Origin of the sequence: Vibrio neonatus (assembly GCF_024346975.1) — a bacterium.
Taxonomy (GTDB): Bacteria; Pseudomonadota; Gammaproteobacteria; order Enterobacterales; family Vibrionaceae; genus Vibrio; species Vibrio neonatus.
Genome location: NZ_AP024885.1, coordinates 1,547,416 through 1,562,390 on the forward strand (window position 1 = coordinate 1,547,416; position 14,975 = coordinate 1,562,390).

Below are 14,975 nucleotides of genomic sequence, written 5' to 3' on the forward strand. Positions count from 1 at the left end.
CAAATCCATTGCACAACATATAGTTTCTTATCTTTTCCTTCGCGTTTTTTATTTGTATCATCATTAGTGGACGTTAATCAACGAGAGCAGGATGCTCATATCTCACTGATGAATAAACAAAAAAATCATATGGCTTCTACCTATATAGCTTCTAGCTTAGCTAAAATTTCCTATCGCAGTTTGCTACTGCCAGCTTTAGCTTTGTCGCTTTGTGTCGATGCCGCCACTCCCGTAGGCATGAAATACACCATTACTCGCGCCGAAAATGCTAACGATACTAAAAACGCCATGGCACTGCCGTATCTGTTTTCTACTGAAACTATGGGCTTAAACGCCGGTATCGGTGGCGTGATCCAAGGGATTGGGCAAGAGCAGTTAGTAATTGGCGGAACGGCTTGGGGAGGCGAAGAAAGCTACGGGATTTCGGCTGGGCTTTGGAACTATCGACCTTGGTTTGCCAATCGCGCTTTTATTTCTGTATCTGGCATGTACGCCTATTTTCCTGATCAGCGCGCTTATACCATAGGCGCAGGTTCATGGCCAAACGACAGTCCAAGACCGGGCAGTTCTGGTTCAAGCCAAGATGATTATATCCAAGGGGATGGCTTTTCAAACTGGTTAGATTTCAAAATAGAATACGTTCTGCCCCTAGGTTCGGCCAAGCACTCCCCCACAGCGCATTATCATCTGCGCAATGGCCTATTAACCGACGCGCCAAGCAGCACTTATTGGAACCCACTGGAAACGGGTTCTACCGTATTATTACTGCGTCAGTTTAATCGCTATCAATCCTACACCAATCCAGGCGAAGCCAAACAAGACGGCGATATGAACGCTTTTGAGCTCGGCATCCAATATGATAATACCGATTTTTCGCCCAACCCCTCCATGGGTAGCCGCCAATATATCGGCTACTCCTATGAAGGCACGCTTATCTCTCAAGACAGCAAATGGGATTTTGTCGAACTGGATATGAGTAAATACATCTCCATCGGCGAGAGCAATTGGGCACTGCAACGCATTATCGCTTTAAACTTTTGGACAGGCTATTCCCCTTCTTGGAAAGTCACTTCGGTTGATTCGCAAAATAGCCAAGTTGAAAACGCGCCGCCGTATAACGAAGGCGCAACGCTCGGTGGTCTATATCGAATGCGCGGATTTGATTCGAATCGCTTTCATGACAAAGCCAGTTTGTACGCCACCGCTGAATACCGATATACCTTACGCCACAACCCAATCAAAGAAGTCTCTTGGCTAAGGTTTTTAAATATAGATTGGTTCCAGTTAGTCGCCTTTGCCGAGGCGGGACAAGTTGCGCCAAGTTACGATTTGGGCGAGCTTACCTCAGACATGAAATTGGATGGTGGCGTTGCGGTGCGCGCATTGGCAGCAGGTTTAGTGGTGCGCCTTGATTATGCGATGTCAGAAGAAGGCAGTTACATGTGGTTTATGGTCAATCAGCCCTTTTAGGCACAAATCGATGCCAAGTTAGCCAAAATAGTGGCAGTAAGTAGACAAGCGTTGAGCTCATATCTAAATAGGTGTGATAGTGCTGGTGATGCATTAATTGCAGATAGGCTAATAACGAGCCGATGGCGAGCATTCGTGCTCGCCACGCACTTTTAATCACAATATGCGCTACAAACACTAAAGCAATGCCGCTATGAGTGCTGTAATCTGCGCTAAACGTCGGCCAAATGCTGAAATAGTCATCTAAAAACATGGAAACGTACACAACTGCGGTTGTGGCTAACAATGCTTTGATGTCCGCTTTCCTTGGATCTCCTGACGATAAACAAAGCAACTTCAAGCTGATAACAGCCAACACGGGCGTATAAATATCGGCAATCAGAGCCCACTGCTCAAAGCTAAGTTCGGGCATATTCATCACTCACCAACCACAAAGAAACGAGACTATTGCAGAGGTTCAAGTTTGATGATCTTAGTGCGATCAAAGGTCACTCGATAACGTGCGGTACGCTCTTTAATGCCGCCCGGCTCAGTTTTCTTTTCATGAATTTTCACTTCAATTCGACCACGACGAGAAATACTCACTTTACGCGACTTGTTAGATGTGGAGTACACATACATATCGCGATTTTCACTTGGGAAACAGCGCATAATTGGGCCAAGATCGACGGTGGTGCTGGTTTTTATCTTTTTAAAACCGTTGTATTCAAAGTTCTTCAAATTAACGATCTCTTTGAAAAACAGCGAGATATTCTCACGGTTTGCTATCGCCAACTTAGAGTTAGGTTGCGAGTTAAACCACGTCTCTCCCGAGCCAATATCGGTTTTTTTATCCGGCTTACTAAAGGTGGACACCACGCGCGGTTTTTTACGAATGATCTTATCAAACACCCAAGATTTAATGCTCTCTTTAAACACATCACGCACCACATACAGCGCGGCGAACGCCAATACAAACTGCAAGTCAGTATCCAGCCCCATTAAACGAAACTGAAAAATCACCACACTGAAACCTAACATAATCAGGCCTGTGGCAATGGCAAGGGACAGATAACGCTCTTTCTCCCCTACTCGCTTACTGCTGCTGTGTACCCGAAGTGGCAACTCTAGCAATTTCTTTTGCAGGTCAGTTTGGTTAAAAATTCGAGTGAGCTTTTCTTGGTCTTCTGCTTCTATGCTTTTTACCGAGTAAATCCCTTCGTACATTTGCGTGATGCGATATTCATCTTCGGCTATGGAGAGTTGTGACAAATAATCGCGAGCAACTGTCGCCCCTTTGATGTTTTGCACATACGCAGTTTGTCTTAGCAAATATTGCTCAAATTCATAAGAGAGAATGGCATCCACTTTACGAAAGCGTTCAAACTTTTGGTCATCTTCTAATTTAAAACGGCGGAATGAGGTTAAGATATTAGAGTGACCTTTTGCCTTAGCAATGATCTCTTCTACTGCTTGCTCTTCTTTTTCTTGAGTGGTCTTAAAAGAGCGTATCTCATTGATAAAGAGATACGCGAATAAACTGATAGAGGTTTTGTACGATTCGTACGGAAGCTGTTCTTTTTCCAGTATTTTGATGTACAACAGCATTAAGCTGATGCTTTTTCCTTTATGAAAACGGCGCGTTTGAGTAAATGCATTGTCAAAAAAATCACCCGCGGAAAAGGTGTCACCCAAATCAATACTGCTTGGTATCACGAACTCAACGGTGGTTTCCGATTGTGAAGCGGCGGAGAGTGTTTGTTGCAGCTCAATACTCTTCTTTGCCGTTATCTTCAAATCTAACATCTATTCTGCCATCCTTAGCGCTACCCTCGATACGTTACAGTGGATTGTAACACCGTTGACATTATACAGCGTAAGTCAATTTACTACATATAGATATTTGAATTAGTTAATAAAAACGCAACCGATACTAACAGAAGTTTACATGCTTGCTGTTACTTCAACCAGAACCACCACACAATGAATACAATTAGCGCTATGCCGATCAGATTAACCATCGATTTTCTCTCCTTGAGCTTTGGGGCTGAATAACCTTAAACGATTGGCATTGCTGACTACCGTAATTGACGACAGCGACATCGCTACTCCGGCCACTATTGGGCTTAATAACACGCCAAACAACGGATACAACACGCCTGCGGCAATGGGAATACCCACCGAATTGTAGATAAATGCGCCCCAAAGGTTTTGTTTGATATTACGCATAGTGGCTTTACTCACTTCAATAACCTGAGAGACGCCAAACAGTGAGCCACGTATTAAAGTGATATCGCCACTTTCAATGGCTACATCTGTACCTTGCCCAATGGCAAAGCCGACGTTAGCCTTAGCAAGCGCAGGCGCGTCATTAATGCCATCTCCTACCATAGCGACGACTAAACCTTGCTGTTGCAGAGTTTCAACCCATTGCAGTTTATCTTGCGGTAGCAATTCGCCATGAAACTCATCTAAGCCCGTTTGCTCCGCGACAGCTTTTGCTGTGTGCTCGTTATCACCGGTTAACATCATCACTTTAATGCCAAGCTGAGTTAATGCGCTAATAGCGGAAGCTGATTCACTTTTTATGGGATCGCTAATAGAGAGCAAAGTGTGTAATTGCTTGTCGATAGCAAAATAAATCACGGTATGCGCCAGCGCTTCCCACTGCTCGGCTTTTGTTGCAACACTTGCAATATCGACGCCCTGCTCACGCATCAGTCTTTGATTGCCCAATAACAAACTGTGACCATCAATATTAGCGGTGACACCTCGACCCGTTAGATTGACAAAATCAGCCACGGCTAAAGACGCAATTTTCGGTTTATGTTGCGCGCAATAACTGACCACTGCGTTTGCTAATGGATGGGTAGAGCCTTGCTCAAGCGCAGTCAGGTAGTCCAGAGTGAATGGGTTTTCACGCACATGCTTAATGTTGGCGACACTGGGTTTGCCTTGAGTGATGGTGCCGGTTTTATCCAAAATCACCACATCGATGTTACTTGCCATTTGCAAAGCATCACCATTGCGAATCAAACCGCCAAACTCGGCAGATTTACCAATGCCAATCATGGTGGAGATTGGCGTTGCAAGGCCAAGGGCGCACGGGCAAGCAATGATAAGTACCGAAGTTGCCGTGACCAACATGTTGATCACCGTTGGCGCAGGGCCAAAGTTGTACCACATGAGCGCAGTAATAATGGATAAAATCATCACTGTGGGTACAAACACGCTCGATACTTTATCCGCCAAATGACTGATCGCCGGTTTGGAGTTTTGCGCATTCGACACCATCTCAATAATTTGTGCCAGCATAGTGTCACTGCCCACTTTCGACGCTTGAATAGTCAGGTTTTGCTCGCCATTAATAGTGCCTGCCGATACCGTATCCTTGATGGATTTCAGTACCGGAATCGGCTCACCGGTTAACATGGATTCATCGATTAAAGATTCCCCTTCAATAACCTGACCATCCACTGGAATTTTTTCACCAGCGCGAATCAATACCAAATCGCCGATTTGTACCTCCTCTACGGGCAAGGTAATAGCTTTACCGTTTTTTATTACCAGCGCTGTCTTGGTTCGTAAATCCAACAGACGTTTAATGGCTTGTGAGGTTCTGCCGCGCGCCTTTAATTCCAGCGCTTGCCCAAGATTAATCAAACCTATGATCATCGCCGAGGCTTCAAAATACAGATGACGGGCACTGTCAGGCAATAACGTCGGCATGAGCACTACCACAATGGAATACAGCCACGCTGAGCCTGTGCCCAAGGCAATTAAGGTATCCATGTTAGCGTTGCGGTTTTTAAATGCCTTGCTTGCGCCAATAAAATAGTGTCGACCGCTAAACCAAAGCACTGCCAACGTCAGCAAACCTACCACGCCCCATGCCAGTTGTTGCTGCGTGGTATTTACGGTCATCGAACCGCCCAACATGCCATACAGCATCAGAGGGATACCTAAACTTAAACCGCCTATGGTGTGTCTGATCTTGTGTTGATATTCTTGTTGCTGTCTTTGCTCACGCTCAGATTCAGCAGCCGTTTCATCCACAATCACAGATGCGCCATAGCCTGCATTTTCTATGGTTTGTACAAGTTGAGACTCAGTTAATGAGGAGTAAACGCTTGCGGTGCGGTTGGCGAAATTAATGGTTACGGATTCATGCCCAGATTCAGTTGCAATAGCCGCATTCACCGCCTTTTCGATGCTTGCAACACAACTTGCGCAAGTCACGCCAAATAAGTTTAAACGCACTAACTGCGCGCTAGTGTTCACCTGTTGCGGTGCGGCGCAGTTGCTATTGTCTTGTTCAGTAGAAGTCTGTGTTTCATTGTGATTAGGCGCGTAACCGAGATCAGTTAAGCTCGAGGTTATTTGCTGAGGCGATAACAAACCGATCACTTCGATACTTTGCTTATCTAAATCAATGCTAACTTCAGCCAGTTCATCAAGCTCACGCAGTGCACTAGTAATTTTGCCTACGCATTTTTGACACGACACGTTTTGCACAGCGCCAACATAATATGGCAATGCTCCTTGCTCAGCGGTAAAGCCTAGCGATTCAATGAGATTTATCGTTTCATCCAGCGAAAGAGCAGTGCTCACTCGCGCTGATATAAAGTCGGTATTGTGCTCTGTTTTATTGGCAACAGTGCTTGCAATAGCAAAGGTTTCATCAAGTGATAGTCCCTTTTTCGCTATTTTATTGATGCACCCTTGGCACGACACGCCACCAAGACGCAGACTAAAATGACTCATGCGTTATCATCCTTAGTCCAAGACTCTATCAGGCAACAAATTGACTCTCCGGTCGGCGTACCATCACTTAAACTTTCCCAACTAGCAAAGGTGGTTTTCAACATGCTGACATGTTGTTGCAACCTTAAGATCTGCTGCTCAGTTTCGGTGATTTTTTCGGTCATCATTTGCCTCACTTTCGGGCAAGGAGAGGTTCCCTCTTCCGCTGACGCTAAAATTGCTTCAATCTCTTTTAGCGCAAAACCTATCTCGCGAGCTTGATGAATAAACTTTAAACGTTGCAAAGCGGCGCGGTCATATTCTTTATAACCATTGTCAGGGTTTCGCGTCGCCACAATCAAACCTCGTTTGGTGTAGTAACGCACTGTATCCGGTGACACATTGGCTAATTTGGCAAGTTTTGAAGTAATCATTTTTCATCTCTCATTGTTACTTTAAGCTTAGTGTAAAACCTAGGAGCAACACACAGGTCAAGCGATTATTTTGTTACGAGTGCGATCACGAAAATAATCACAAATACCGCGGCCACCAGCTTTAAAAATGGTGCTAATGAACGAGTGCCGCCCGATGGCGCTTTATTACAACAACCCATAATCTGTTTCCTTTGTTGATGATGCAATTCTTTCCCGTAACAGTCTAAAACCTGCGTGCTAGGCATAGGTCAAACAGTTTAACTCGCTGATTTGCTGTTATTTAACTGACATCACGACTAAGGAAATTCACCTTGACCAAAAAAGACCGCCTAAGCTATAAACAAACGACAAGGTTTAGAGTAGAACAATGATTAAACGACACCATTACATCAATTTTTGCGCCATTTTAGGGATACTAGCTCTGCTAGTAGCCAGCATGACGCCGTCGTTTAATTCCTTTTCTCAACACGCAATACCAGCAAATGCAATGACGCAAGCAAGTGTTGAAAGCGCGCAATCTTCTCATGCCACGCATTTAACCCAAGTGCACTGCGCCAACCATTCCGTTCAAGGAATTGATATAGGTATGAGCGATGATTGTGTTGAGCACCTTTGCTCAGGACAAAGCTGTGGCACTGTGCTCGGTTTGAACGCGTACCCTCTGTTAGCCTTAACTTCTATTGCAAGTACCGACCCTTTAATGAGCAATAAATCACAACTACTAAGTCCGCACCTGCAACAACTTATTCGTCCTCCTATTGTTTAGCATTATCAATCAACACTAACCAAATAATGCTTAAAACAGTTGCTATTAAACACAGCACATCTTAAACAAAACGTATCATCTGCCTATCTTGCGAGTGATACCTCTGGAGTACACAATGAATACCTTGTTAAAAACAATGCGCACCACTTCTCTGCTTTCTGCCTCACTATTATTCACAGGCCTAAGCTACGCCAGCACTCAGTTCCAAATGTATAAATCACCGAACTGTGGATGTTGTACCGAGTGGGCTGAAATCATGCAAAGCAAAGGCTATCAGGTGGAGGTTCATGAACGAAGTCAATGGCATGAAATCAAGCAGCAGCATTCGCTACCAAGCGAGTTGCAATCTTGTCATAGCGCCATTATCGACGGCTACTTAATTGAAGGTCATGTGCCAGAAAAAGAGATTGCCAAACTGCTCAAAGAGCGCCCAGCAGGCGTAAAAGGTTTAAGCGCTCCGGGCATGCCGATGCACTCACCGGGTATGGCAAAAGAAGGTGAAGCCTATAAAGATTTTCAGGTGATTGCCTTTTTAGAGGATGGCAGTACTCGCGTTTACGCTCAGTATTAGCACGTAATCTTAATGACTCTTCCCTAGATAAAATAAAGGCTCCAACTAAGGAGCCTTTACTGGGCAATTGCCCACAAGTAGCTAAGCAATCACATTACAACGACGCTTTATAACCTAACATGTAGTTCAGCTTGCTGGTTTTACGGGTCATTTTCTTGAATTCTTTATTATCAAAGCTATCAAATTGTCCCATTTCTTTAGCACTTAGACCTGAGCCACCTAGGTTGGTGGTATCTAGCGCTAGAATCACGTCAGCGGCTTGTTTTACAGCTTCCATGTAGCCTGTTTCAGTAGTGAGATCAAAGCGGTTGATATCAAATACTGGCTTTAGCTCTTTTGCCCAGTAGAACTCTAGGAAAGGAACAGGTTGCTTAGGCTTGTTCCAGCTCACGTCACGTGAGTAATACATTAGAGCGCGGTATGGGTCGTTAGCAAAGTTGCTCATGCCGAGTTGCTGCGGCAAGTCTGTGTGTGCAACTGGCTTGTTGTTAAGATCAAACAGCCATGCGTTTTTATCTTTTTCTAGCTCTGCCCAAAACTCATCCATAGATTTTAGGTGGCGATAATCTTTTTCTACGATAACGTGTACTTTAAAGTCACTACCGCCGCCAGACATGTGAGTGAAGGTATTGAAAGTATGATGTCCATCCGTTAGATAGATAGCGTTGTTTGGCGCAACTACGATGGTTTTCATATCTTTACGCACATCACCAACGTTCTGTTCACATTCAAATGTGCTTGGGTCTGAAGGCTTAGAATTAGTATCAAAAGAAACCAGACCTTTTTGACCATTTGCCTCACAGATTTCATCGAACTGCTTTTTAACGTCGTGTTGATAACGCCCAAGCTTGTAATAGACCTGATCATAACCAATTGATGGCTGAGTCGGTTTTAACTCGGAAAGTACAGCTTGATACACATCACCCTGCTTTACTTGTGAAATATCCTGTGCAAATGCTGAGTGCATGCTGACAAGAGCGGTCAAGGCGATTAGAGACTTATTCAAACAATTCATTTTCTATCCATAACAATTGATCATTGAAGATACGCATAAGGCTAAATGCCCCAGCGCAAGTTATGGACATCTTAGGAACACTGCGTGACTGGCATATGACGAAGATGTGTCACTTTTAATATGAACCACCTCGTGTAAGCCTTTCTATATAACTCTAAGTTAGGACTGATAATGATTTAGATTTTATGCCTTAGCAGCCCTATGCTACCTTGGTCTCCCATAACAAAATCAAACCAAGGTTTGCCTGACTCGCTTTATAAGGAAATAATGCTTAGCACTTCAAAAGATATCCGCAATCTACCCTGCATTATTCATAAGAGAGTATTCACATGCCCATTGCTGGCATGTTCACCCCTTTATTTTGGTGATCATTAATGCGTATTTTACTCTTAACTAGCCTCGCGATGATTGCCTTTGCCGCCAATTCTTTGTTATCTCGACTGGCTCTTATCGACGGCGCGGCGTCAGCGCAAGTCTTTACCTTAATTCGCATCATGTCTGGCGCGGCAACTCTGAGTGTAATATTGCTTTTTAGCAGCGGCATAAAAGGCTTTTATCAGCAATGGTCGCTCGGGATATTCTCTGGGATATGCTTATTCTTATATGCACTGCTGTTTTCACTCGCCTATACCCAACTCACCACAGGCACAGGGGCGCTTATCTTATTTGGCGCAGTACAATTCTCGCTATTGGGTGCACATCTATTTAGAGGGCATCGTTTTAGCTCAGTTGAATGGTTAGGGATTGTTCTTTCATGCTCTGGCTTTATTTGGCTGGTGAACCCTTCCGCGCAAGGGTTTAGCTTTGTACCTGTACTTAGCATGTTGTTATCTGGCATTAGCTGGGCTGGGTTTACTCTTCTCGGGCAACGAGCCAATGCCGCGCTTCCTGCCACGACCAAAGGCTTTATTGTGGCATCGGTTATCTCTATTGGCTTAACGCCTTGGCTGTTCTCGCCGGATAACTTCACCACACAAGGGCTGGTTTATGGCGTGATATCAGGCGCAATTACCTCGGGTGTTGGCTATGTGCTCTGGTATGCGGTAGTGCCTAAGATGAGCTTATTAAATGCGTCATTATCACAACTGACTGTACCGGCTATTGCTTTATTGATGGGTGTTATTTTTCTTGAAGAAGCACTGACATTAAGCGGACTTCTTAGTATGGCTTTGATCCTCGGTGGTATCGCTCTTACCCTGTATCAAAAATCCACACACAAACTAAATAAGCAATAATTGACAGCAGAATTACTAAAAATAGCCTATAAAACCATCGACTTAGGTGATCGAGTATAAAGATTTAAACACTAGTGTATGAATATGTTGACACTAAATTAGTGTGTGATATTTATAGATGATATTGACATATATTCACTAGGTAAATAATCAATGGCAAATACCACTCTTTCAGCCAATTCTCCTACTCGATTAGGAACACTGGTTCGCTCATTAGGCCCAGGTATCATGGCCGCCGCTGCCGCTGTCGGTGGGTCTCATTTAGTGGCCTCCACCAAAGCTGGCGCTATTTATGGCTGGCAACTGGCTATTTTGATCTTGCTTGTGAACCTTCTAAAATACCCGTTTTTTAAAGCAGGCGTGCAATACACGGTTGGAACAAAAACCAGCTTAGTGGAAGGTTACTCCAATCTTGGTAAGCCTTACCTGATTTTATTTGCTCTATTAAGTGTTATCTCGTCTGTGGTCAACACCGCCGCTCTGCTGATGTTTAGCGCCAGTTTATTGGCCTATTTCATTCCTTTTGATCTGTCGATGACCACACTGTCCATCATCATACTGGTGACATGCCTAAGTATTTTATTTGTTGGGCACTACAAAGCATTAGATGCTTTATCAAAAATCATCATGGTGGTATTAACCATCACCACATTAATTGCAGTGGCGATAGCGTTTGGTAATCCTGTAACACCAGAGCCAGACTTTGTATCACCCTCGCCTTGGACGCTTGCCGCAATTGGTTTTATTGTCGTGACTATGGGTTGGATGCCCGCCCCTATCGAAATATCGAGCCTAACGTCAATGTGGCTAAAAAGTCAGTGCAGAGATCAAGAGGTGACGCCAAAATCGGCACTGTTTGACTTTAACGTGGGTTATATTGGAACAGCAATCTTAGCCTTAGTGTTTGTCTCTTTGGGTGCACTATTGCTACATGGCTCAGGTGTTGAACTGCAAGCTTCTGGAGTTGGTTTTTCTCATCAGCTAATTGGACTATACGCTTCTACCATTGGCGAATGGTCGCGCTACTTGGTGGCAATCATTGCCTTCTTCTGTATCTTTGGCAGTACCATCACCGTGATTGATGGTTATTCACGCGTCATTACCGAATCTCAGCGATTACTGCGTAAAGACCAAACCATTCATCCAATGACCAATCAAATTTGGATGCTAGTGGTGTCACTATCAGCACTGTTTATCGTGGTCTTTTTGGCCAAAGCGCTGCTACCAATGCTGAACTTTGCAATGGTATTGGCATTTATTACAACGCCATTTTTCGCACTGCTGAACTTTATTTTAGTTACGCGCACCCCACTACCTGCCGAGCTTGCGGTAGGACCAAAACTGAAAGCACTGTCCATTGTTGGGCTTATCTATTTATTTGGTTTCTTAGCTCTATTTGTGTGGTGGAAGTGGTTTATGTAAACCATTCTGCTGATAGCAAAAATGGAATCATCGCGATCAAGGCATAGCGCTTTGGTGGTGGTAATACTAAAGGGGCGTATTAAGCCCCTTTAGTATGCGAGTTAGGTTTTAAGTTTGTGATTTTTGTTTGTGATCAGGGATTGTTGGTGAACTTAAAATGCCCCTCTCCTGCTAGGGGTAAAATATTATGCAAAAAGAAAGACCTGATCCCGTAGATATTATAATGTCATTAACCTGTCTTTAGAATTGGGGTAGCATCAGTTTAGTGGATGTAATGAAGCTCTTGAAAACTCTGTTGCTTCTTTTGTTTCTGTTGGTAGATAGAGAATATGGTCTGATATGAATAATTATAATGGTAAGAAGTTTTCGTGTGAGTTTATAATTGGCGATTGCAAAACCTTTGGTGAAATTATCTTTAATGGTATGAATACAAAGGCTGAGATATGGTCTAGTGAGCCAATTATAATTAATAATGTCAGTGACAATATTAATGGTCTTATATATGACGGGATGAAGCATATTACACTTATGGATTCCATTTTTCTATCCCAAAATGGTACATCGAGTGTCAGACAGGGTGATAAGTATGTTAGTCGGTATAGTTGTGTTATACACCCAAGATTTGTTGTTATCGGTACAGAATGGCTTGAAAACACCGCTAGTATAGAAAAAGTATGGTTCTCTACTGATAAACTCGAGAAGGTCTTTCATGACCATCACGCATTTAGAACGGTGGTTAATGTCGATGAGAGTTTAGTTAATGATTTGATTAAGCAAGACCTAGAGAGTTCAGAGAGTAAATTTGGCTATCAAGCCAATATCGATAATCATGCTGTTAAAAAATATCATGATATGGGTACTCATCCTTCTCTCTATATATACACTGGAAGTAAAGAAATACTCTCGTTCAAAACCAGCTTTGGTGACTTTTCTTTATACCATATTGAAGGTCAAAGATCGTATGGTAGTAGTGGGATAAAATCTGACATATTGACACAATTTTATATATTTTTGAATGAATCGGTTAGTGTACAGAAAATAATTTATGAGTGTTGGAAGGTTCTTACCTTTATTAATGTGCTTAGTGGTAAAGAAGGCTATCTATCAAAAGTAGACATCCAAAAAAAAGGAGATAACAAAGGTGGCTATTTTGAAATCTATATATCAACCGACCACGTAGAACAAACGGATGAGCACTTTGATTCACTATTAAATACAACAATGGGAAAGGACTATTTAAGCAAAATCTTTCAAGCATGGTTTGATAGGGACGAGGAATGGAAGGATTCGAGAAATCAATTGTGCCTCACATATTCCTCCAATAAATATAATATAGATAGAGTAGTTAGATGCGCTAATGTTTTTGATTTAATTCCAGATAAGTCTAAGGTGGACTTGCCTGAAGATATTAATGAAGCAAAGGCTCAAGCTCGTAAAATTTTTAGAGCGTTACCGGATAGTTTAGAAAAGCAATCAATCCTGCAAGCTCTCGGTAGATTAGGTACAAAAACGCTTAAGTATAAAATTGACGATCGTATAGACATTATTTATTCAAATAGTGATTTCGCATTCGATGATTTGAGATTTGTTGCTCATCAAGCTGTAGACTGTAGGAATTATTTTGTTCATGGTGGTAATAAGAAATTTGATTATGAATTGCACTTTGATATGGTCAACTTCTTTATTGATACTTTAGAATTTATATTTGTAGTTTCAGATTTAATAGAATGTGGTTGGAAGTTTGACGATTGGTGTAATCCATATATCCCAAGCCATAAGGTAGGGATATACTTGATCTCTTATCCTCATTACCTAGCTGAATTACGCTCGATAACATAAAAGTAACTAGATTGTCTTGTCTCATGATAGGGCTCAGAGCGAGAGGAGTTACGTACAGTTATCCAAGTGCTCACCCCCTCTACGGAGACGGCGCTAACCTTAAGCCTTATGATTATCCGCATTGAAAGGAAGGATACGATCAAGTTTTGTGAATCAAATTGGTGGAGACTGTCCTAAATTCTGTGTAATTGCCTAAACTAAGCCTTAAAGGCTAAGGATAGGCAATATGAATAAGAAAGAACTTGAAGCTTTCGCTAAGGAAGCTGCTAAAGGAATTAAAACTCCTGAAGACTTAACTGAGTTCAGCCAAATGCTGAAGAAAATAACGGTTGAGGCTGCTCTCAATGCAGAGATGGATGCGCACCTTGGCTACGAAAAACATAAGCCCTCTAAGTCTAATAATTACCGCAATGGCAAGAGCAGTAAACGCGTAAAAACCGAAGATGGAGAGTTTGAACTTGATACTCCTCGGGATCGCCTTGGCTCGTTTGAACCTAAACTGGTCAAAAAACACCAATCACGATTTACCTCTATGGATGACAAAATCTTGTGGCTCTATGCCCAAGGAATGAGTACTCGCGATATCGTCAATGCTTTCGATGAATGGTATGGCGCAGATATATCACCTAGCCTCGTATCACGAGTGACAAATGCGGTAATAGAAGAAATAGTTGAGTGGCAATCTAGGCCACTTGACGCCATTTATCCCATCGTTTATCTCGATTGTATTGTGGTCAAGATCCGCCAAGACAAACGTATTATCAATAAGTCGGTCTTCCTCGCTCTAGGTATTAACACTGATGGTCAGAAAGAACTCATGGGCATGTGGATAGCAGAAAACGAGGGCGCTAAATTTTGGTTGAGTGTTTTAACTGAGCTCAATCAACGTGGTGTTGAAGACATTCTTATTGCTTGTGTGGATGGATTAAAGGGGTTTCCCGATGCCATCAACACGGTTTTCCCCCAAACGCATATTCAGCTGTGTATCGTCCATATGGTACGAAACTCATTAAAGTATGTGTCATGGAAAGATTATAAGGCCGTCACAGCTGACCTAAAGCGTGTGTATCGCTCAGCTACAGAAGATGAGGCTTTACTTGAGCTAGAGCGCTTTGGCGAAGCCTGGGATAGTCAATATCCACAAATCTCCAAGTCCTGGCGCAATCATTGGCAGAACCTCAACACGCTGTTCAACTACCCTGAAGATATTCGTAGAGCTATCTACACAACTAATGCTATTGAATCTCTCAACAGCGTGATACGTAAAGCACTAAAAAAACGAAAGATCTTCCCAAACGATGAGGCTGCAACAAAAATGGTATACCTAGCGATCAAAGACGCCAGCAAGAAATGGACGATGCCCATTCAAAACTGGCGTCAGGCTATGAGTCGGTTTATTATCGAGTTCGAGGAACGTCTCGAAAAGCACATTAACTAAATGGCAATTACACAGAATCTGTTACAGCCTCAATTGGTGTCTTAAATTGACTGATTAATTCAA

At 42.9% G+C, this 14,975-nt stretch carries 12 protein-coding genes; 7 read left to right on the forward strand and 5 right to left on the reverse strand.

All coding sequences use genetic code 11. The features are described from left to right. The first annotated feature begins 108 nt into the window (after window positions 1–108). Window positions 109–1,470, forward strand: a complete 1,362-nt coding sequence (locus OCU38_RS07125) for a BamA/TamA family outer membrane protein (protein WP_261822533.1) — start codon at window positions 109–111, stop codon at window positions 1,468–1,470. Here the strand turns inward: OCU38_RS07125 and OCU38_RS07130 are convergent. The 4 genes from OCU38_RS07130 to OCU38_RS07145 all read right to left on the reverse strand — a co-directional run bounded on the left by OCU38_RS07130 (window position 1,454) and on the right by OCU38_RS07145 (window position 6,626). Continuing rightward, window positions 1,454–1,888, reverse strand: coding sequence for a hypothetical protein (locus OCU38_RS07130; RefSeq protein WP_261822534.1), 435 nt, complete (start codon window positions 1,886–1,888; stop codon window positions 1,454–1,456). The genes OCU38_RS07125 and OCU38_RS07130 overlap by 17 nt on opposite strands. 26 nt (window positions 1,889–1,914) lie before the next feature. Beyond that, on the reverse strand, window positions 1,915–3,255 hold the full coding sequence (locus tag OCU38_RS07135) for a hypothetical protein (protein ID WP_021712816.1): 1,341 nt from the start codon (window positions 3,253–3,255) through the stop codon (window positions 1,915–1,917). Between the two features lie 207 nt (window positions 3,256–3,462). Next, the gene (locus OCU38_RS07140) at window positions 3,463–6,213 is read right to left on the reverse strand and encodes a heavy metal translocating P-type ATPase (protein WP_261822535.1); all 2,751 of its coding nucleotides are present in this window, start codon (window positions 6,211–6,213) and stop codon (window positions 3,463–3,465) included. Next, window positions 6,210–6,626: a MerR family transcriptional regulator gene (locus OCU38_RS07145; RefSeq protein WP_261822536.1), complete on the reverse strand. Its 417-nt coding sequence runs from the start codon at window positions 6,624–6,626 to the stop codon at window positions 6,210–6,212. Before OCU38_RS07145 ends, OCU38_RS07140 begins: the two co-directional genes overlap by 4 nt. 367 nt (window positions 6,627–6,993) lie before the next feature. On the opposite strand from OCU38_RS07145, the gene OCU38_RS07150 reads away from it, so the two are divergent. Beyond that, window positions 6,994–7,392, forward strand: coding sequence for a hypothetical protein (locus OCU38_RS07150; protein ID WP_261822537.1), 399 nt, complete (start codon window positions 6,994–6,996; stop codon window positions 7,390–7,392). 115 nt (window positions 7,393–7,507) lie between these two features. After that, window positions 7,508–7,963, forward strand: a complete 456-nt coding sequence (locus OCU38_RS07155; protein WP_261822538.1) for a DUF411 domain-containing protein — start codon at window positions 7,508–7,510, stop codon at window positions 7,961–7,963. Window positions 7,964–8,057: 94 nt separating this feature from the next. On the opposite strand, the gene OCU38_RS07160 is transcribed toward OCU38_RS07155, so the two are convergent. Further along, entirely contained in the window at window positions 8,058–8,978 is a 921-nt protein-coding gene (locus OCU38_RS07160; protein WP_261822539.1) for a ParB/Srx family N-terminal domain-containing protein, read from the reverse strand. Between the two features lie 374 nt (window positions 8,979–9,352). On the opposite strand from OCU38_RS07160, the gene OCU38_RS07165 reads away from it, so the two are divergent. The 4 genes from OCU38_RS07165 to OCU38_RS07180 all read left to right on the forward strand — a co-directional run bounded on the left by OCU38_RS07165 (window position 9,353) and on the right by OCU38_RS07180 (window position 14,912). Then, a complete protein-coding gene (locus tag OCU38_RS07165; protein WP_261822540.1) occupies window positions 9,353–10,213 on the forward strand; it encodes a DMT family transporter in 861 nt (286 codons plus the stop codon). Between the two features lie 153 nt (window positions 10,214–10,366). Next, window positions 10,367–11,635: an NRAMP family divalent metal transporter gene (locus OCU38_RS07170; RefSeq protein WP_261822541.1), complete on the forward strand. Its 1,269-nt coding sequence runs from the start codon at window positions 10,367–10,369 to the stop codon at window positions 11,633–11,635. A 339-nt stretch (window positions 11,636–11,974) separates the two neighbouring features. Further along, window positions 11,975–13,474, forward strand: a complete 1,500-nt coding sequence (locus OCU38_RS07175) for a HEPN domain-containing protein (RefSeq protein ID WP_261822542.1) — start codon at window positions 11,975–11,977, stop codon at window positions 13,472–13,474. Between the two features lie 226 nt (window positions 13,475–13,700). Then, window positions 13,701–14,912, forward strand: a complete 1,212-nt coding sequence (locus tag OCU38_RS07180; RefSeq protein WP_261822543.1) for an IS256 family transposase — start codon at window positions 13,701–13,703, stop codon at window positions 14,910–14,912. Window positions 14,913–14,975: the final 63 nt, after the last annotated feature.